Below are 17,257 nucleotides of genomic sequence, written 5' to 3'. Positions count from 1 at the left end.
TTCAGCCGACCGCGGCGGAACCGTCGCCGGCGTGCATCATCGCGTGCAGCGCGTCGACGACGTCCTGCACGGTACGCACGGAACGGAACGCCTCGGGCTTGAGGTTGCCGCCCAGCAGGGGCTTGAGCTGCACGATCAGGTCCACGGCATCGATGCTGTCGATGTCCAGGTCTTCGCCCAGGCGCGAGGCCGGGGTGACCCGGGCCGGGTCGATGTCGAAGGTGTCGTGCAGGATGCCGACGATGCGTTGGAAGAGCTGGTCCTTGGTCATTTTCCTGGAACTCGTACGGCGGCCCGGGGGGGCCTTACTGCGTCTGGTTCGCCGCGACGAAGGCGCAAAGCGCGTCCACGCTGGCGAAATGCTGGCGGGTTTCGGCCGAGTCGGCCGCGAGGGTCACGCCGTAGCGCTTTTGCAGGGCCAGGCCCAGTTCCAGCGCGTCGATCGAGTCCAGGCCGAGGCCTTCGTTGAACAGCGGTGCCGACGCGTCGATGTCGTCGGGGCCGATGTCCTCAAGGGACAGGGTGGTGATGATCAGTTCCTTGATTTCAGTTTGCAGCGCCGACACGCGACAGCTCCGTCTTGAAGAAGTGGTCCAGGGATTCGGTCAGGTGCCGGGCCGCGAGGGCTTCGGAAGCGGCGCCGTCCAGGAAGGGGGCGACCGGGAAGTCGGGCAAGACCTCGATCCTGACGTGAAATCGCCGTGAAGGCACACGATACCATTTCTCGCCCTTGCCCAAGGTCCGCGGCTGGCAGGTCACCAGCACCGGCGTGACGTCGATCCGGCCCCGGATGGCGATGTTCGCGGCGCCGCGCTGCAGGGGGCCCAGGACCTCGCCGCGGGGGGTGCGCGTGCCTTCCGGGAAGATCACCAGGTTGCGGCCCGAATGCACCGTCCGGATGCAGTCCTCGACCAGGCCGGCGCCGCTGTGGTTGCAGATGTAGCCGGTGGCCTTCACCGGCCAGCGGGTGAAGGGATTGGCCAGCAGGCGCGCCTTGACCACGCAGTCGGCCTGGGGGATCAGCGACACCAGGAACACCACGTCGATCAGCGTCGGGTGGTTGGCCAGCACCAGCAGGCCGCGGCGGTCGAGTCGTTCCAGGCCATGCAGTTCGTAGCTGAGCACGCCCAGCCGGTGCATCAGCCCCACGTGCCCGGCAAAGCTGCGGCGGATCAGCGCCCGCGCGATCTCGCCCTGGCGAACCGGGTCGCGTACGAACAGCCGAAGCGGCGGGAACACCAGCAGGCCCAGCAGCAGCCCGCCCAGCCCGAAGGTCGCGAACGAAACGGCGGTGCCGACGAGGCGCCAGGCGCGGTTGATGCCATCAGGCATCGCGATTCCAGCAGCGCCCCGAAACGGGCGCAACCAGGTCGGGTTCGCCCGACAGGAACCAGCGCATGACGTCCAGGCCGTGCGGCAGCAGCGCGGGGGCGGATGCCGCCTGCGCGCCCTCCCCGGCCGGTCCGAGCGACAACGCAGCCTCGCCTTCCCCCGGCCGGCGCAGCCGCCAGGCCCAGGCGTAGGGCGCCTCGGGTTCGTCGCGATAGCAGACATAGTCCGGCGGCGTCAGGTCGTCGCAGTGCACGACCAGTACCGAAGCTTCGCCATCGGCCAGCAGGCCCAGGGCTTCGGTGACGGCCGACTCAGGCGACTCCACGCCGCCGGCGGTCGCCAGGTAGTTGCCGGTCAGGCCGCGCGCGATCGAATACTGGGCGACCACCGCGTTGTGCGTGGACAGGCCGAAGTGCGTCGGTGAAAGCGGCTCGCCGCCGGCCAGGCCGCGCAGCATCTGGAAGGTGCGGGTGATGTCGCCGTGCCGCGATGAAAACACCACCGGCACCGAAGGCTCGGGCTCCGGCTGCAGTCGCCAGGCCACCTGCAGCGCCATGCGTCCGAGCCTCTCCAGCCGGCGGCGCTGCATGGCCGGCATTTCGGCGAGTGCAGGTGCCTGTTCACCTTCCGGCAGGTGCGGCGCCCTGGCCCAGGCCAGCCATTGCTCGCGGCTTTCCAGCCCCGGCGCGAAGGCGGACCAGTCCGAAACCACGAATCGGTTGTGCATGCGCTGACGCTCCCCGGCCTACTTCCCGATGACATCCTCGCCGCAGCGGAGGCAAAGAAAAAGCCCGGCCGGAGCCGGGCTTTTCAACGACGCTAGATGGCGTCCCCACGGGGATTCGAACCCCGGTCGCTACCGTGAAAGGGTAATGTCCTAGGCCTCTAGACGATGGGGACAGCGTTCTCTAACTAAATCGGTGGTGGAGCTAATCGGGATCGAACCGATGACCTCTACAATGCCATTGTAGCGCTCTCCCAGCTGAGCTATAGCCCCACCGAAGGAAGAAGCGGAAGTTTAGACATGAGCCGCAGGTCCGTCAAGCGCAGGCGGCGTTTTTTTTCTCCGCCGCGCTCGGATCCAGGTCGGAAAGGGAATGGGGTCCGTGTCCCTGCCCTTCAAGATAGTCCAGCCACTTGTTGAGGAAACCATTCATCCTCAGGCGGTGCCCGACCAGGGCCTGCACGCTCGGGCGCAGGCCCAGCACGTCCTGCCAGTGGCGGCCGACATAACAATGCGTGGCCTCGGCCTGGCGCGCGTCGCGATACAGGCGCACGTAGGCCGAAGGATCCGGCTGGCCGGTGCGGGCGTCGATCATCAGGTAGCTCAGCCGCAGTTCGACCGTGTACGCGTGCTGGGCCAGCACCTCCACGCGCAGGTCCAGGCCATCGGGCACGCGCGACAGGTAGGCGCCTTCGGCCAGGGCCTGGGGCTGGAACATGCGGGTCAGGCGGGTGAAGTTCTCGCCGTACAGGCCCATGAGCCACTCGAAGCGGCCCAGGCGCGGCAGGTTTCGTGCGTATGGCGCGGCGGCAGGCATGGCCCGATGCTAGCACGCGGCCCGGGGGCGAAAAGGCCCGCCGGGAGGGCTCAGAACATGTGCCGGTGGATGCCCAGGTTGGCCAGGACCTTGCCGGCGATTTCTTCGATCGAGGTGTGGGTGGTGCTCAGGACCGGGATGTTTTCCTGGCGGAACAGGGCCTCGGCCGCGACCACCTCCGACCGGCAGGTGGCCAGGGTGGCGTAGCGCGAATTGGGCCGGCGTTCTTCGCGGATCTGCGCCAGGCGCTCGGGGTCGATGGTCAGTCCGAACAGCTTGCGCCGGTGGGCGCGCAGGCGCCGCGGCAGCTCGCGCCCTTCCAGGTCTTCGATGGTCAGCGGGTAGTTGGCCGCCTTCACGCCATAGTGGAGCGCCATGTACAGGCAGGTGGGGGTCTTGCCCGACCGGGACACGCCGACCAGGATCACGTCGGCATCGTCGTAGTGCACGTCCATGCCGTCATCGTGGGTCAGCGCGTAGTTGGTGGCGTTGATGCGCTGTTCGTAGGCCGCGAAATCGACCATGCCGTGGGCGTGGCCGACGCGCGGGTGGCGCTTTTGCTGCAGTTCCTGTTCGAGCGGGCTGATGAAGGGCGCGAACACGTCCAGCATCAGCGCCCCGCTTTCGGCCAGCAGGGAATTGAGGTCGGGGTCCACGACGGTGTTCACCACCACCGGGCGCAGCCCGCTTTCCTCGCCGGCCGCCCGGATTTCGGCGACGGCGGCATCGGCCTTCTCGACGCTGTCCACGAAGGCGATGCGGCGGGTGGCGAATTCGGTGCCGCTGAACTGGGTCAGCAGGCTGTGGCCGATGGTCTCGGCCGTGATGCCCGTGCCGTCGGAGACGTAAAAAACCGGCCGTACCCCTTCCATGCCCTGCTTTCCCCTGAGAATTCAAGCTTGTATGGCGTGCGCTCGGGTCGCATCATACGCAGCTTGGAGCGCATGGAGACACCCTTGAACGCCGACGTCCTTTGGCTGCACGAACTTCGCCTGTCCGACCTTGCCCAGGTTGGCGGCAAGAACTCCTCGCTGGGCGAGATGATTGGCCACCTGGCCCAGCTGGGGGTCTCGGTGCCCGGTGGTTTCGCCACCACGGCGGACGCCTTCCGGCGCTTCATCGCCCACAACGACCTGAGCAAACGCATTTTCGACCGCCTGGCCACGCTCGACGTCGAGGACGTGGACGCCCTGGTCGCGGCCGGCGGCGAAATCCGCGGCTGGGTCATCGACGCCCCGCTGCAGCCCGATCTCGACCAGGCCATCCGCGATGGCTACCGGCGCATGTGCAGCGAGGCGGGCGCCAGCGACATCGCCGTCGCCGTGCGCTCCTCGGCCACCGCCGAGGACCTGCCCGACGCCAGCTTCGCCGGCCAGCAGGAAACCTTCCTCAACGTCACCGGCGAAGACGACGTGGTGCGCAAGGTGAAGGAAGTCTTCGCCAGCCTCTACAACGACCGCGCCATCGCCTACCGCGTGCACCACGGCTTCAAGCACGAAGACGTATTCCTCAGCGCCGGCGTGCAGCTGATGGTGCGCTCGGACATCGGCGCCTCGGGCGTGCTGTTCACGCTCGACACCGAGTCGGGTTTCCGCGACGTGGTCTTCGTGACCTCGAGCTTCGGCTTGGGTGAAATGGTCGTGCAGGGCGCGGTCAACCCCGACGAGTTCTACGTCTACAAGCCCACCCTGCGCCAGGGCAAACCGGCCGTCCTGCGCCGCACGCTGGGCAGCAAGCAGCTGCGCATGGTCTATTCCGACACCCCGGGCGAACGGGTGCGCACCGAAGACACGCCGGCCGAACTGCAGCGCCAGTTCTCGATCTCCGACGCCGACGTCGAGGAACTCTCCCGCCAGGCCCTGGTCATCGAAGAACACTACGGCCGACCGATGGACATCGAGTGGGCCAAGGACGGCAACACCGGCAAGCTCTACGTCGTGCAGGCGCGCCCGGAGACGGTGAAGTCGCGTGCCCACGCCACCCAGATCGAACGCTTCCACCTGGACCAGCGCGGCGAAGTGCTGTCCGAAGGCCGCGCCATCGGCCACAAGATCGGTGCCGGCACCGCGCGCATCGTGCGCAGCCTGGCCGAGATGAGCAAGTTCCAGCCCGGCGACGTGCTGGTGGCCGACATGACCGACCCCGACTGGGAGCCGATCATGAAACGTGCCGCCGCCATCGTCACCAACCGCGGTGGCCGCACCTGCCACGCCGCCATCATTGCCCGCGAACTGGGCGTGCCGGCCGTGGTCGGCACCGGCGACGCCATGACCTCGATCCCGGACGGCGCCGAAGTCACCATCAGCTGCGCCGAAGGCGACACCGGCTACATCTACGACGGCAAGCTCGGCTTCGAGGTCACCACCACCGACCTTGGCAACATGCCGCCGGCGCCGCTGAAGATCATGATGAACGTCGGCAACCCGGAACGTGCCTTCGACTTCGCCCAGTTGCCCAACCAGGGCATCGGCCTGGCGCGCCTTGAGTTCATCATCGCCCGCCAGATCGGCGTGCATCCGCGTGCCCTGCTCGAGTATTCCAAGCAGCCGGCCGACCTGAAGAAGCAGATCGACCAGATCACCGCCGGCTACGCCGACCCGGTGTCCTTCTACGTCGAGCGCCTGGCCGAGGGCATCGCCACGCTGACGGCGGCGTTCGCGCCCAATGCCGTCATCGTGCGCCTGTCGGACTTCAAGTCCAACGAATACGCCAACCTCGTCGGCGGCAAGCAGTACGAGCCACACGAAGAAAACCCGATGATCGGTTTCCGCGGCGCCTCGCGCTACGTGCACCCCGAGTTCCGCGAGTGTTTCGCGCTCGAGTGCCAGGCGGTGCGCAAGGTCCGCGATCAGATGGGCCTGACCAACTGCTGGATCATGATCCCCTTCGTGCGCACCCTGGCCGAAGGCCGCGCCGTCATCGAAACGCTGGAAGCCAACGGGCTCAAGCGCGGCGAGAACGGCCTGAAGATCATCATGATGTGCGAGCTGCCGTCCAACGCACTGCTGGCGGAGGAATTCCTGGAGATGTTCGACGGCTTCTCGATCGGTTCGAACGATCTCACCCAGCTTACACTCGGCCTTGACCGCGACTCGGGTATCGTTGCCCACCTGTTCGACGAGCGCGACGCCGCCGTCAAGAAGCTGCTGGCCATGGCGATCTCCACCGCGAAGGCCAAGGGCAAATACATCGGTATCTGCGGCCAGGGTCCGTCCGACCACCCCGACCTGGCCGACTGGTTGATGCAGCAGGGCATCGAGTCCGTGTCGCTCAACCCCGATACCGTCATCGATACCTGGCTGCGACTGGCCAAACTCAAGGCGAATTGATGACCCAAGCGACCACGACCCCAAACACTTCCGCGCCCTCCGACGCCGCCGAACAGGCGGCGCAGGCGGCAGAATCGGCCACCGAGGCCGCCAACGCGGCGGCACGTGCCGCTTCCCGGATAGATGGGGTCGAGGCCCAGCTTGCCGACCTGCTGAACATGCCGCCCTGGGCGGCGAAGGTGATGCTGGCGGTGGCGGTCGGCCTGATCGGCTGGTTCCTGATCAAGCTGCTCACCAAGGGTGCGGACCGGGTAATGACCCGCTCGGGCATGGAACAGATCCTGCGCGACTTCCTGGGCAAGATCATCCGGGTGGTGGGCCTGGTGGTCGTGTTCGTCGCGGTGCTCGACGCGGTCGGCGTCCCCACGACGTCGCTGCTGGCGGTGCTCGGTGCCGCCGGCCTGGCGGTCGGCCTGGCCCTGAAGGATTCGCTGTCGAACATCGCCGCCGGCGTCATGCTGATCGTGCTGCGACCCTTCCGCGCAGGTGACGCCGTGGAAGCCGCCGGCCAGCAGGGCATCGTCGAACGCGTCGGCATCTTCCAGACCGTGCTGCGCGCCTACCAGAACCACGACGTGGTGCTGCCCAACAGCGAAATCACCACCGCGCCGATCATCAACTTCACCGCCCGCGGCCAGCGTCGCATCGACCTGGAAATCGGCATCGGCTACGGCGACGATGTGCGCAAGGCCCGCGAGGCCCTGCTGGCGCTGGCGCACGGTCACGACAAGGTGCTCGACGATCCCGCGCCGGAGGTGCTGGTGACGGGCCTGGGCGAATCGAGCGTGGACCTGGTGCTGCGTGCCTGGACGCAAACCCCGGACTACATCGCCACCGGCAGCGACCTCAAGGAAGCCGTGCACCGCAACTTCGGCGAAATCGGCATCACCATCCCCTTCCCGCAGCGCGACCTGCACATCTACCACCACGGCCCCGACGGGCAGGTGCTGGACTTGCCCAAGGCCGCGTTCGCGACCGTGGAGAAGGACTGACCCGTTTTATTGGCCGCCGGGGCTGGCCAGGTCCGCCAGCCCGCCCAGCCGGCCCATGTGCCGGCGGTAGTGCGCCAGTTCCTTCACCGATTCGCGGATGTCGGAAAGCGCCGTATGCGCGCCGACCTTCTCAACCCCCGCCAGCACGTCCGGCGACCAGCGCCGCGACAGCTCCTTGAGCGTGGACACGTCGAGGTTGCGGTAGTGGAAATAGCGCTCCAGCCGCGGCATGTGCCGGACCAGGAAACGCCGGTCCTGGCAGATCGAATTGCCGCAGATCGGTGACTTGCCCGCCGGCACCCAGTCGGCCAGAAAGGCCACCGTCAGCGCTTCGGCCTGGGCCATCGAGACCTGGCTGTCGAGCACGCGCTGCCACAGGCCCGAGCGGGTGTGGGTGCCGCGGTTCCAGTCGTCCATGGCTTCGAGTCGTTCCACCGGGTGCGCGATGGCAAGCTCCGGGCCCTCGGCCAGGATATTGAGCTCGCTGTCGGTGACCAGGGTGGCGATCTCGATGACCGAGTCGGTGTCCGGATCCAGGCCGGTCATTTCCAGGTCGATCCAGACCAGGTTGTTCGGGTTGGCGGGCATGCGGCTGGCGGCATAGGTGGCGGAGCCGGCATCATACCCCGCTCCCCCCACGCTCCCAGGCCCGCCCATGTTCCCCGTGGACAACCTCGACCACTACCGCATCCTGTCCTCGATGCTGGCCCCTGCCCTGTTGATGGCGGCCACCGGCTCGCTGCTGATCTCGGCCAACAACCGGCTGGCGCGCGTGGTGGACCGGCTGCGGGCGCTGCTGGGCCAGTGGGAGAACACCGGGGCCGAGCACCGGCCGGTGCTGGAGGTGCAGATCCGCCGGCACCGCGCCCGCGCCACCCATGTGATGCGTGCCTGCGTGATGCTCTACGTGTCGCTGGGCTGTTTCGTCGGCACCAGCCTGGCGCTGGCGGCGGACGCCTTCAGCGGCTTCCAGATGGGACTGGCGCCGACCCTGCTGGCCATCGCCGGCGTGCTGAGCATGCTGGCGGCCAGCCTGTTCATGGGCCTGGAGGTGGTGATGGCGGTGCGCAACTTCGACGCCGAGCTCGATATCGAGATGTCGCGGCGCGGCGGCGCCCGCTGATCACAGGCCGGGGCGCGCCCGCTTGCGGCGGAAGTAGTCGGTAAGCCGACGCCCCGCTTCGTCGCCCAGCAGCCCGCCTTCGGCGACCAGGCGGTGGTTGTGCCGTGAATCGGAAAGCAGGTTGAACACGCTTCCGGCCGCGCCGGTCTTGGGGTCGTCGGCGCCGTAAACCACCCGCGCCAGCCGGGCGTGCACCATGGCCATGGCGCACATCGCGCAGGGCTCCAGGGTGACGTACAGCGTGCAGCCGACCAGGCGGTGGTTGCCCAGTGCCTGGCCGGCACGGCGCATGGCCACGATCTCGGCGTGCGCGGTCGGGTCCTTGTCGCCGATGTTGCGGTTCCAGCCCTCGGCCAGCAGCGCGCCGTCGGGGCCGACCAGCACGGCGCCGACCGGTACCTCGCCTTCGCTTTCAGCCCGGGCCGCCAGGGCCAGGGCCTGCTGCATCCAGGTTTCGTCCTGCGGGGAGAACGTCGGTTTCATTCCCACTCGATGGTCGCGGGCGGCTTTCCGCTGATGTCATAAACTACACGAGAAATATCTCGTATCTCATTGATTATACGCCGGGAAACATTGTCCAGGAATTCGTAGGGAAGGTGCGCCCAGTGGGCCGTCATGAAGTCCACGGTCTCCACGGCGCGCAGCGCGATCACCCATTCGTAGGCGCGGGCATCGCCCACGACGCCCACGGATTTCACCGGCAGGAACACCGCGAAGGCCTGGCTGGTCTTGTCGTACCAGTCCCACTTGCGCAGCTCTTCGATGAAGATCGCGTCGGCCCGGGCCAGCAGCTCGGCGTATTCGCGCTTGACCTCGCCCAGGATGCGCACGCCCAGGCCGGGGCCCGGGAACGGATGCCGGTAGACCATCTCGCGCGGCAGGCCGAGTTCGACGCCGATGCGCCGCACTTCGTCCTTGAACAGCTCGCGCAGCGGTTCCACCAGGCCCAGCTTCATGTGTTCGGGCAGGCCGCCGACGTTGTGGTGGCTCTTGATGACGTGGGCCTTGCCGGTCTTGGAGCCCGCGGATTCGATCACGTCCGGGTAGATCGTGCCCTGGGCCAGCCAGCGCACGTCGTCGAGCTTGCTGGCCTCTTCGTCGAAAATCTCGATGAACAGGCGACCGATGATCTTGCGCTTGGCTTCCGGATCGGCGACGCCGGCGAGCGCGTTGAAATAGCGGTCCGCTGCATTCACGCGGATGACTTTCACGCCCATGTGCTCGGCGAACATCGCCATCACCTGGTCGCCTTCCTGCCAGCGCAGCAGGCCGGTGTCGACGAACACGCAGGTCAGCTTGTCGCCGATCGCCTTGTGCAGCAGCGCGGCGACCACCGACGAATCAACGCCACCGGACAGGCCCAGCAGCACGGTGCCCTCGCCCACCTGGTCGCGCACGCGCTGGATCTGGTCTTCGATGATGTTGGCCGCGGTCCACAGCGTGCGGCAGCCGCAGATGTCCACCGCGAAGCGACGCAGCATCTGCTGGCCCGACTTGGTGTGGGTGACCTCGGGGTGGAACTGCACGCCGTACCAGCGCCGCTGGTTGTCGGCCATGGCGATGATCGGCACCGACTCGGTGCGCCCGACCACCTCGAAGCCCGGGGGCACCTGGGTGACCCGGTCGCCGTGGCTCATCCACACGTCCAGCCGCGGCGGGCTGCCGGCGTGGTCCTTGAGCTCGTCGAACAGCTCGCAAGGCGCCGTGACCTCGACCTCGGCGTAGCCGAATTCGCGGTGGTGGCCGGCCTCGACCTTGCCGCCGTGCTGCGCCGCCAGGGTCTGCATGCCGTAGCAGATGCCCAGGATAGGCACGCCGGCGTCGAAGACTTCCTGCGGCGCCCGCGGCGAACCGGCTTCGGTGGTCGATTCCGGGCCGCCCGAGAGGATGATGCCGCGGGCGCCGTAGGCGGCGATTTCCGCCGGGTCGTGGTCCCAGGCCCAGATTTCGCAGTACACGCCCAATTCGCGGACGCGACGGGCGATGAGCTGGGTGTACTGCGCCCCGAAGTCGAGGATCAGGATCTTGTCGCTATGGATGTCGGTCATGGGTGGCCTTAGCCCATCCGGTAGTTCGGCGGCTCTTTGGTGATCGTCACGTCGTGCACGTGCGCCTCGCGGGTGCCGGCATTGGTGACCCGGACGAACTTGGGCTTGGTGCGCATCTCTTCGATGGTGGCGCAGCCGACGTAACCCATCGACGAGCGCAGGCCACCGGCCAGCTGGTGCACGATGTTGCGCACGGGGCCGCGGTAAGGCACGCGGCCTTCGATGCCTTCGGGCACCAGCTTGTCGGCGTCGGACGCGTCCTGGAAATAGCGGTCCTTGCTGCCCATTTCCATCGCGCCCAGCGAGCCCATGCCGCGGTAGCTCTTGTAGCTGCGGCCCTGGAACAGTTCGACCTCGCCCGGCGCTTCTTCGGTGCCGGCGAACAGGCCGCCGATCATGATGACGCTGGCACCGGCCACCAGGGCCTTGGCGATGTCGCCGGAGAAACGGATGCCGCCGTCGGCGATCAGCGGGATGCGGCCCTTGAGTGCGTCCGCGACCATGCCCACGGCGGTGATCTGCGGAACGCCGACGCCGGCGACAATGCGGGTGGTGCAGATCGAGCCCGGGCCCACGCCCACCTTCACCGCGTCGGCGCCGGCGTCCATCAGCGCCAGCGCGGCGTCGCCGGTGACGATGTTGCCGCCGATCACCTGCAGGTTCGGGTAGTTCTTCTTGACCCAGGCCACGCGCTCGATCACGCCCTGGCTGTGGCCGTGGGCGGTGTCCACCACCACCACGTCCACGCCGGCGGCCGCCAGGGCTTCGATGCGGGCCTCGGTGTCACCGCCCACGCCGACCGCGGCGCCGGCCAGCAGCTGCTCGTCGGCGTCCTTGGCGGCGTAGGGATTGTCGCGGGCCTTCTGGATGTCCTTGACGGTGATCAGCCCGCGCAGCGCAAACTGGTCGTCCACCACCAGCACCTTCTCGATGCGGTGGGTGTGCATGAGCTGCAGCACTTCGTCGTCGCTGGCGCCTTCGTGCACCGTGACCAGCTTTTCCTTCTTGGTCATGATGTGGCGCACGGGATCGTCGAGCTTCTTCTCGAAGCGCATGTCGCGGCTGGTCACCAGGCCCACCAGCTGGCCGCCGTCGACCACCGGCACGCCGGAAATGTTGCGGGCGCGGGTGAGCTTGATCACTTCGCCGATGGTCGTTTCCGGACCCACGGTGAAGGGCTCGCGGATGACGCCGGCTTCGAAGTTCTTCACCTGCAGGACGTGGGCGGCCTGCTGCTGCACGGACATGTTCTTGTGCAGGATGCCGATGCCGCCGAGCTGGGCCATGGCGATGGCCAGGCGGGCTTCGGTGACGGTGTCCATGGCGGCCGAGACGATCGGCAGGTTCAGCCGGATGCCGCGCGTGAGCTGCGTGGCGAGGCTGACGTCCTTGGGCAGGACCGCGGAATGGGCGGGAACGAGGGAGACGTCGTCGAACGTCAGCGCTTCGGCCTGGATGCGCAGCATGGAGCGACTCCGGGGGAGAGTGAAGCGCGGCATTATAGCCGGTCGGCAGGCCCGGCGGCTGGGTTGCTGTGTCCTACAGCAGCGCCAGGCTCAGCGCCGGCCACCAGGTCACCAGGGCCACGGCCAGGCCCAGCACCAGGAAGAACGGCCAGCAGGCGCGGACCAGGGTGCCGATGGGCTTGCCGAAGCGGTAGGCGGCGATGAACAGGTTCATGCCTACCGGCGGCGTGAAATAGCCCAGCTGCAGGTTGGCCAGCATCACGATGCCCAGGTGCACCGGGTGGATGCCGAAGGCCGCGGCGACCGGGATCAGCAGCGGCGTCAGGATGACGATGGCCGAGAAGATGTCCAGCAGCATGCCCACGGCCAGCAGGAACAGGTTGAGCAGGCCCAGGAACACCCAGGGGCTGTCCACATGCTGGCTGAGCCAGTCGAACAGGCGCGTCGGCACCTGCTGGTCCACCAGCCAGTTCGACAGCGCCAGGGCCGCGGCCAGGATCATCAGGATCGCGCCCACCAGGCGCATTGATTCGGCCATCACCCCGGGCAGCTTCGACCAGGCTATTTCCTTTTTGATACAGACAATTACGACGAATACATAAAGTGCCGTCACAGCCGCGGTTTCGCTGGCTGCCAGGGTGCCCGAATAGATCGCGCCCAGCACGATCACCGGCAGCGGCAGCTCCCAGGCGCAGTCCTTCAGGGCGGCGCGCAGTTCGCGGCCGTCGAAGTCGTGGCTGGCGCGCTCGATGCCCCGCCCGGCCCACATGGCGTGCACCGACAGCATGGCGATCATCAACAGGCCCGGCAGCAGGCCGGCCAGGAACAGGTCCGGGATGGTGACCGGCGTCGGCCCACCCACCTGCCCGGCCACGAAGCCGTAGACGATCAGCGGCAGCGAAGGCGCGAACAGCAGGCCCAGGCTGCCGGCCGACGTAACCAGGCCCAAGCTGTAGCGTTCGGAGTAGCCCGCCTCGCGCAGCGCCGGGTACAGCAGCGCGCCCAGGGCCACGATGGTGACGCCGGACGCGCCGGTGAAGGCGGTGAACATGGCGCAGGCGACGATGGCGACGATCGCCAAGCCGCCCGGCAGCCAGCCCAGCAGGGCATTGGACAGGCGCACCAGTCGCCGCGGCGCCCCGCTTTCACCCAGCAGGTAGCCGGCCAGCGTGAACAGCGGGATCGCCACCAGCCCGGGCAGGTCGCCCAGCCGGTAGACCTCGACGGCCACGATGATCAGGTCGTAGCCGGCCAGGTGGAAGCCCAGCAGGGCCACGGCCAGGATCACCGCGAACAGCGGCATGCCCAGCGCCGCCAGCAGCGCCACCACCAGCAGGCCCAGGCCCAGGCTCATGCGTCCATGTCCCGCGGCTCGGGCGGTTGCGCCCCTGCCGCCAGCGCAAACCGGACCGCCATCAGCCCGAAGCCCAGGGGCAGCGCCAGCATCGGCACCCAGCTGGGCACGCCGGCGATGAAAGGCATCGGCGCTTCGCGTTCAAGCTGCACCAGGCCCCAGCCCAGCCAGGCCATGCCCGCGCAGAGCACTGCCGTGGCCGCCTGCGCGATGGCCCAGGCCAGGCGCCGGGCCGGCGGCGGCAGCACCCGCGGCAGCGCATCAATGGCGATGTGGCGGTGGCCGCGGGTGGCGCCCAGGGCGCCCAGCAGCGCCAGCCAGAGCACGCCGGCGCGCCCGGCCGGTTCCGCCCAGGCCAGGCCGGTGTCAAGGAACAGGCGCAGCCCGATCTGCGCCAGCGACAGCAGCAGCAGCGACGCAAGCAGCGCCGCCAGCAGCACGTCCTCGGCCTGGTGCAGGCGCCGGACCCAGCGGCCGGGCATGGATCAGGGCGTCCCGTCCGCGGCCAGCGCCTTGCGCACGGCCGACATCACGCCGGCCGAGAGTTCGCCCCTGGCCTCCATGTCGGCAATGACCTGGTTGCCGGCGGCGCGCCAGCGCGCGGCTTCCTCGGGCGCCAGGGTGTGCACGGACAGTCCCTGCCCCTTCAGCGCCTCGAGCGCCGCCAGGTTGTCGCGCTGGACGGTCGCGTCCATGCGCGCGGCGGCCTCGCCGAAGGCTTTCGCCAGCACCTGCTGGTCGGCCGGCGAAAGCCGCTTCCAGGCCTTCTCGTCCAGCACCAGGTAACCGACGACGAAGGTCAGCGGCAGGTCCACCATGTGCTTGAGCTTGCCGTGCCACTGCAGGGCGATCGCGCCGCTGGGCGTATTGGCGACGGTATCGACCATGCCGGTCTGCAGGCTGGTGAACACGTCGCCGATGGGCAGCGGGATCGGGCTGATGCCGGCGGCCTCGAAGGTGCGGATGGCGATGACGTCGTTCTGCGGCACCCAGAGCTTGATGCCGGCCACGTCGGCTTGGCGGCGCAGCGGGCGGTCGCCCATCAGGTAGGCGAAACCCACGCCCGAGACGCCCAGCATGCGCAGGCCGCGTTCTTCGAAACCCTTGGCCAGCAGCGGATCCACCGCCGCACGTACGCGCTGCACGTCGTTCCAGTCGTCGAACAGGAAGGGCAGGCTGTAGGCCGGCGCATCGGGATAGACCATGGACAGCTCGCTGGCGGTCAGCACCCCGCCCTGCAGTTGCCCCAGGCGCATCTTGCGCAGGACCACCGCGTCGTTGCCCATCACCCCGCCGGGGTAGAACTTCACCTGCACCCGACCCTCGGTGCCCTTCCCCACCTCTTCGGCGGCGGTGCGCAGTTCGCGCATCCACGCCGAGCCTTCGGGGGCCAGGGTGGCGATCTTGATCGCCTGGGCGCCGGCGGGCAGCGACAGGGCGAACAGCAGGCACATCAACAGCGGGCGGAACATGGCGTTTCCCCGGTCAGAAAAATTCGCGGCCGCTGGCCACCAGCGCGTGGGCGCGCTCCTGGGCCAGCACGTTCATCAGGGTGAGCCCCGGCTCGGCGGGTTCGGCGGCCAGTACCTCGGCCAGCAGGCGGTCGTGCAGCGGCTGGTCGTACACCAGCCGGGCGTAGGTTTCCGCCATCAGGACCTTGGCGTAGAGATTGCGGCCGCGGGACTGTGCAATGGCGGCCTCGAAGTGTTCGCGGCCCAGCTCTGGGCGGCCGCCGACGGACTCGGGGCGCAGCGAATGCAGCACGCCCAGGTAGACCCTCACCATGCCGCGGTCGTGGCCGGGGTCGATGCCGGCCACGCGCTCGAGCAGCGCCTGCACCTTGGGCAGGTCCGCGATGGCGGCCCAGTCGTCGCGATGGGCCTGCAGGTAGCCGGCCCAGGCGGCGCCCAGGGCGTAAAGGGTCTGGATGTCATCGGCCGGCGCCGCGGCGACCTGCGCCTGGAAGGCGTCGACCGGACCCGGCATCGCGTCGCACAGGCCCGCGTTGCGCAGGCAGGTGCCGCGCCGGGCATAGTCCAGGGCCTTGGCCGACAGGCGTTGTGCGCGCACCGCGTCGTCGCCGGTGAAGCTGCCGGCGTAGGCGCCGTTCAAACCCGCGGCGGCGAACAGCAGCGGCGCGTTGCCCCGCTTGCCGGGGGTCTGGCCCTGCACCAGCGCGTCGATCAGCAGCAGGTAGGCCGGCAGGCCGTCGCGCACGGTGGCCGGATCGTTGCTGTTGTAGACCGCGTCGCCCAGCTGCCCGGCGAAACGGTCGCCGGCCCGGCCGGCGATCGCCGTGCAGCCGGCCAACAGCACCAGCAGTCCGGCGGCCAGGCAGTACATGGAAAGCGTCGGGCGCGTGTTCATCGGCATGGGCCCAGTGTGCCGGCTCAGCGTGACGATTGCGCGGCGTCGAGCGCGTCGGCGGCTTCGAGCGTGTTCTGCATCAGCGTCGCCACGGTCATCGGCCCGACGCCGCCGGGCACCGGCGTGATCCAGGAAGCGCGTTCGGCCGCGGCCGCGAAGCCGACGTCGCCGACCAGGCGGCCGTCGTCGAGCCGGTTGATGCCGACGTCGATGACCACGGCGCCAGGCTTGACCCACTCGCCCGGCACGATGCCCGGCCGCCCCACCGCGACCACCAGGATGTCGGCCTCGCCGACGTGGCGACGCAGCACGTCCTTGGGCGTGAACTTGTGGCAGCTGGTGGTGGTGCAGCCGGCGATCAGCAGTTCCAGCGCCATCGGCCGGCCCACGTGGTTGCTGACCCCGACGATGGTGGCGCTGCGGCCGCGCACGGGCTGGTCGGTGTAGGCCAGCAACGTGGTGATGCCCCGCGGCGTGCATGGCCGCAGGCCGAACTGGCGCAGGGCCAGGTGGCCGACGTTTTCCGGATGGAATCCGTCCACGTCCTTGCGCGGGTCGATGCGGTGGATCAGCCAGTTGGCGTCGCGGTTGCCGGGGAGCGGCAGCTGCACCAGGATGCCGTGGATGGCCGGATCGGCGTTGAGGCGGTCGATCAGCGCCGCGAGTTCGGCGTCGGAGGTGTCGGCCGGCAGGTCGTAGTCCACGGCGCGGATGCCCACCTTCTTGGCGGCCCGGCGCTTGTTGCGCACGTAAACCGCCGAAGCCGGATCCGCGCCCACCAGCACCACCGCCAGGCCGGGTGCGGCCTTGCCCGCGGCCAGGCGGGCCTTCACGCGCCGCGCGAGGTCGTCCAGGAGGGTGTCGGCAATGCCCTTGCCGTCGAGGATGCGGGCGCTCATGGCACGATTATCCCCGAACCCCACCCGGTACCGCCACATGAATGACAGCACCGCCCTCGAAGCCGCGGCCTTCCGACGCCTGCTGGCCCACCTGCGCGAACGCAGCGACGTGCAGAACATCGACCTGATGATCCTCGCCGGCTTCTGCCGCAACTGCCTGGCCGACTGGCTGCGCGACGCCGCCGAAGAGGCCGGCGTGCCGATGGACCGCGACCAGGCCCGGGAACAGGTTTACGGCATGCCCTTCGCGCAGTGGAAGGCCGAGCACCAGCGCGATGCGACGCCCGAACAGCTGGCAGCCTTCGAGGCCAGCCGCGCACGGCACGGATAAAAAAACGCCCCGGCCGCTGGGCCGGGGCGTTGAAGTCCCACTGACGGGATAGAGAGAGACGGTGTCAGGCGCGCTTGCGGCGGCTGCGCGGCGCGGCGGCGCGCGAGGCGCGACGGGCGCGCACCGGCTTGCCGGTGATGAAGCGCGATTCGAACTCGGCCTGGGCGCGTTCGGCGAAGGCTTCGGCCCGGGTGCGCAGGCGCGCGACCTGGCGGCCGGCCTCATTGGCGGCGACTTCGGCGCGCTCGCGCAGCTGGTCGGCATTGGCGGCCGCGGCGTCGAAGGAACGACGGGCCTGCTTGCGCGCCAGCACGGCGGCGCCCAGGCCAGCCAGCAGCAGGGTGCGCGGGCTGATTTCGATGGGGGTCTTGCGGCGACGGGGGGTCGGACGGCTCATGGCAAACCTCGCTGTCAGGGGGCGGAAGGCCCCGTATCGGCAGCGAGTCTGGTCGCCGCGCCAAGAGCTTTCACACTA

General features: G+C 68.8%; 20 protein-coding genes and 2 tRNA genes. 4 read left to right on the top strand and 18 right to left on the bottom strand.

The window, feature by feature from the left end; translation table 11 throughout:
• Window position 1 precedes the first annotated feature (1 nt).
• The 8 genes from IEX13_RS05620 to ppsR form a co-directional block, all read right to left on the bottom strand.
• On the bottom strand, window positions 2-271 hold the full coding sequence (locus tag IEX13_RS05620; protein ID WP_188662074.1) for an acyl carrier protein: 270 nt from the start codon (window positions 269-271) through the stop codon (window positions 2-4).
• A gap of 34 nt (window positions 272-305) precedes the next feature.
• A complete protein-coding gene (locus IEX13_RS05615) occupies window positions 306-566 on the bottom strand; it encodes a phosphopantetheine-binding protein (RefSeq protein ID WP_188662072.1) in 261 nt (86 codons plus the stop codon).
• Window positions 547-1,332: a lysophospholipid acyltransferase family protein gene (locus tag IEX13_RS05610; protein ID WP_188662070.1), complete on the bottom strand. Its 786-nt coding sequence runs from the start codon at window positions 1,330-1,332 to the stop codon at window positions 547-549. The genes IEX13_RS05615 and IEX13_RS05610 overlap by 20 nt, the downstream gene beginning before the upstream one ends.
• Window positions 1,325-2,059 (bottom strand): beta-ketoacyl synthase chain length factor, encoded by a 735-nt coding sequence (locus IEX13_RS05605; RefSeq protein WP_188662069.1) that lies wholly within the window; start codon window positions 2,057-2,059, stop codon window positions 1,325-1,327. The genes IEX13_RS05610 and IEX13_RS05605 overlap by 8 nt, the downstream gene beginning before the upstream one ends.
• A 97-nt stretch (window positions 2,060-2,156) precedes the next feature.
• Window positions 2,157-2,232 (bottom strand) — tRNA-Glu (locus tag IEX13_RS05600).
• Window positions 2,233-2,253: 21 nt separating this feature from the next.
• Window positions 2,254-2,329, bottom strand: a tRNA-Ala gene (locus IEX13_RS05595).
• Window positions 2,330-2,372: 43 nt separating this feature from the next.
• Window positions 2,373-2,873, bottom strand: coding sequence for a DUF1249 domain-containing protein (locus IEX13_RS05590; RefSeq protein ID WP_188662067.1), 501 nt, complete (start codon window positions 2,871-2,873; stop codon window positions 2,373-2,375).
• Window positions 2,874-2,923: 50 nt separating this feature from the next.
• Entirely contained in the window at window positions 2,924-3,745 is an 822-nt protein-coding gene (gene ppsR, locus IEX13_RS05585; RefSeq protein ID WP_188662065.1) for a posphoenolpyruvate synthetase regulatory kinase/phosphorylase PpsR, read from the bottom strand.
• An 84-nt stretch (window positions 3,746-3,829) separates the two neighbouring features.
• Here ppsR and ppsA point away from each other — a divergent pair, with 84 nt between their 5' ends.
• Complete coding sequence (gene ppsA / locus IEX13_RS05580) at window positions 3,830-6,202, top strand: phosphoenolpyruvate synthase (protein WP_188662063.1); 2,373 nt, start codon at window positions 3,830-3,832, stop codon at window positions 6,200-6,202.
• The gene (locus tag IEX13_RS05575; protein ID WP_188662061.1) at window positions 6,202-7,194 is read left to right on the top strand and encodes a mechanosensitive ion channel family protein; all 993 of its coding nucleotides are present in this window, start codon (window positions 6,202-6,204) and stop codon (window positions 7,192-7,194) included. Before ppsA ends, IEX13_RS05575 begins: the two co-directional genes overlap by 1 nt.
• Window positions 7,195-7,200: 6 nt before the next feature.
• Here IEX13_RS05575 and orn read toward each other — a convergent pair whose 3' ends face one another.
• The gene (gene orn, locus IEX13_RS05570; protein WP_188662060.1) at window positions 7,201-7,782 is read right to left on the bottom strand and encodes an oligoribonuclease; all 582 of its coding nucleotides are present in this window, start codon (window positions 7,780-7,782) and stop codon (window positions 7,201-7,203) included.
• A 67-nt stretch (window positions 7,783-7,849) separates the two neighbouring features.
• Between orn and IEX13_RS05565 the strand changes: the two genes are divergently transcribed.
• Window positions 7,850-8,317, top strand: coding sequence for a DUF2721 domain-containing protein (locus tag IEX13_RS05565; protein ID WP_188662059.1), 468 nt, complete (start codon window positions 7,850-7,852; stop codon window positions 8,315-8,317).
• On the opposite strand, the gene tadA is transcribed toward IEX13_RS05565, so the two are convergent.
• The 8 genes from tadA to folD form a co-directional block, all read right to left on the bottom strand.
• A complete protein-coding gene (gene tadA, locus IEX13_RS05560; protein ID WP_188662058.1) occupies window positions 8,318-8,800 on the bottom strand; it encodes a tRNA adenosine(34) deaminase TadA in 483 nt (160 codons plus the stop codon).
• Complete coding sequence (gene guaA / locus IEX13_RS05555; RefSeq protein WP_188662057.1) at window positions 8,797-10,365, bottom strand: glutamine-hydrolyzing GMP synthase; 1,569 nt, start codon at window positions 10,363-10,365, stop codon at window positions 8,797-8,799. Before guaA ends, tadA begins: the two co-directional genes overlap by 4 nt.
• Before the next feature lie 8 nt (window positions 10,366-10,373).
• Window positions 10,374-11,831 (bottom strand): IMP dehydrogenase, encoded by a 1,458-nt coding sequence (gene guaB, locus IEX13_RS05550; protein WP_188662056.1) that lies wholly within the window; start codon window positions 11,829-11,831, stop codon window positions 10,374-10,376.
• Between the two features lie 73 nt (window positions 11,832-11,904).
• Window positions 11,905-13,185 carry a TRAP transporter large permease gene (locus IEX13_RS05545; RefSeq protein ID WP_188662055.1) on the bottom strand — a complete coding sequence of 427 codons (1,281 nt, stop codon included), beginning with the start codon at window positions 13,183-13,185 and terminating at the stop codon, window positions 11,905-11,907.
• The gene (locus IEX13_RS05540; RefSeq protein ID WP_188662054.1) at window positions 13,182-13,667 is read right to left on the bottom strand and encodes a TRAP transporter small permease; all 486 of its coding nucleotides are present in this window, start codon (window positions 13,665-13,667) and stop codon (window positions 13,182-13,184) included. The genes IEX13_RS05545 and IEX13_RS05540 overlap by 4 nt, the downstream gene beginning before the upstream one ends.
• A gap of 3 nt (window positions 13,668-13,670) precedes the next feature.
• Window positions 13,671-14,657, bottom strand: coding sequence for a TRAP transporter substrate-binding protein DctP (dctP, locus tag IEX13_RS05535; protein WP_188662052.1), 987 nt, complete (start codon window positions 14,655-14,657; stop codon window positions 13,671-13,673).
• A gap of 13 nt (window positions 14,658-14,670) precedes the next feature.
• Window positions 14,671-15,558: a TRAP transporter TatT component family protein gene (locus IEX13_RS05530; protein ID WP_229668463.1), complete on the bottom strand. Its 888-nt coding sequence runs from the start codon at window positions 15,556-15,558 to the stop codon at window positions 14,671-14,673.
• Between the two features lie 17 nt (window positions 15,559-15,575).
• A complete protein-coding gene (gene folD, locus IEX13_RS05525; RefSeq protein ID WP_229668462.1) occupies window positions 15,576-16,451 on the bottom strand; it encodes a bifunctional methylenetetrahydrofolate dehydrogenase/methenyltetrahydrofolate cyclohydrolase FolD in 876 nt (291 codons plus the stop codon).
• Between the two features lie 37 nt (window positions 16,452-16,488).
• Between folD and IEX13_RS05520 the strand changes: the two genes are divergently transcribed.
• Complete coding sequence (locus IEX13_RS05520; protein WP_188662049.1) at window positions 16,489-16,782, top strand: DUF1244 domain-containing protein; 294 nt, start codon at window positions 16,489-16,491, stop codon at window positions 16,780-16,782.
• Window positions 16,783-16,846: 64 nt separating this feature from the next.
• On the opposite strand, the gene IEX13_RS05515 is transcribed toward IEX13_RS05520, so the two are convergent.
• The gene (locus IEX13_RS05515; RefSeq protein WP_188662047.1) at window positions 16,847-17,179 is read right to left on the bottom strand and encodes a hypothetical protein; all 333 of its coding nucleotides are present in this window, start codon (window positions 17,177-17,179) and stop codon (window positions 16,847-16,849) included.
• Window positions 17,180-17,257 lie beyond the last annotated feature (78 nt).

The sequence above is a fragment of the Arenimonas soli genome, assembly GCF_014643775.1.
Taxonomy (GTDB): Bacteria; Pseudomonadota; Gammaproteobacteria; order Xanthomonadales; family Xanthomonadaceae; genus Arenimonas; species Arenimonas soli.
This window is presented reverse-complemented; position numbering and strand designations above follow the sequence as displayed.

What these genes read in the sequence shown, in the direction of transcription:
- IEX13_RS05620 (WP_188662074.1), bottom strand. Translation starts at nt 271, where the DNA reads ATGACCAAGGACCAGCTCTTCCAACGCATCGTCGGCATCCTGCACGAC.
- IEX13_RS05610 (WP_188662070.1), bottom strand. Translation starts at nt 1,332, where the DNA reads ATGCCTGATGGCATCAACCGCGCCTGGCGCCTCGTCGGCACCGCCGTT.
- IEX13_RS05605 (WP_188662069.1), bottom strand. Translation starts at nt 2,059, where the DNA reads ATGCACAACCGATTCGTGGTTTCGGACTGGTCCGCCTTCGCGCCGGGG.
- IEX13_RS05590 (WP_188662067.1), bottom strand. Translation starts at nt 2,873, where the DNA reads ATGCCTGCCGCCGCGCCATACGCACGAAACCTGCCGCGCCTGGGCCGC.
- ppsR (WP_188662065.1), bottom strand. Translation starts at nt 3,745, where the DNA reads ATGGAAGGGGTACGGCCGGTTTTTTACGTCTCCGACGGCACGGGCATC.
- IEX13_RS05575 (WP_188662061.1), top strand. Translation starts at nt 6,202, where the DNA reads ATGACCCAAGCGACCACGACCCCAAACACTTCCGCGCCCTCCGACGCC.
- orn (WP_188662060.1), bottom strand. Translation starts at nt 7,782, where the DNA reads ATGCCCGCCAACCCGAACAACCTGGTCTGGATCGACCTGGAAATGACC.
- IEX13_RS05565 (WP_188662059.1), top strand. Translation starts at nt 7,850, where the DNA reads ATGTTCCCCGTGGACAACCTCGACCACTACCGCATCCTGTCCTCGATG.
- tadA (WP_188662058.1), bottom strand. Translation starts at nt 8,800, where the DNA reads ATGAAACCGACGTTCTCCCCGCAGGACGAAACCTGGATGCAGCAGGCC.
- guaA (WP_188662057.1), bottom strand. Translation starts at nt 10,365, where the DNA reads ATGACCGACATCCATAGCGACAAGATCCTGATCCTCGACTTCGGGGCG.
- guaB (WP_188662056.1), bottom strand. Translation starts at nt 11,831, where the DNA reads ATGCTGCGCATCCAGGCCGAAGCGCTGACGTTCGACGACGTCTCCCTC.
- IEX13_RS05545 (WP_188662055.1), bottom strand. Translation starts at nt 13,185, where the DNA reads ATGAGCCTGGGCCTGGGCCTGCTGGTGGTGGCGCTGCTGGCGGCGCTG.
- IEX13_RS05540 (WP_188662054.1), bottom strand. Translation starts at nt 13,667, where the DNA reads ATGCCCGGCCGCTGGGTCCGGCGCCTGCACCAGGCCGAGGACGTGCTG.
- dctP (WP_188662052.1), bottom strand. Translation starts at nt 14,657, where the DNA reads ATGTTCCGCCCGCTGTTGATGTGCCTGCTGTTCGCCCTGTCGCTGCCC.
- IEX13_RS05530 (WP_229668463.1), bottom strand. Translation starts at nt 15,558, where the DNA reads ATGCCGATGAACACGCGCCCGACGCTTTCCATGTACTGCCTGGCCGCC.
- folD (WP_229668462.1), bottom strand. Translation starts at nt 16,451, where the DNA reads ATGAGCGCCCGCATCCTCGACGGCAAGGGCATTGCCGACACCCTCCTG.
- IEX13_RS05520 (WP_188662049.1), top strand. Translation starts at nt 16,489, where the DNA reads ATGAATGACAGCACCGCCCTCGAAGCCGCGGCCTTCCGACGCCTGCTG.
- IEX13_RS05515 (WP_188662047.1), bottom strand. Translation starts at nt 17,179, where the DNA reads ATGAGCCGTCCGACCCCCCGTCGCCGCAAGACCCCCATCGAAATCAGC.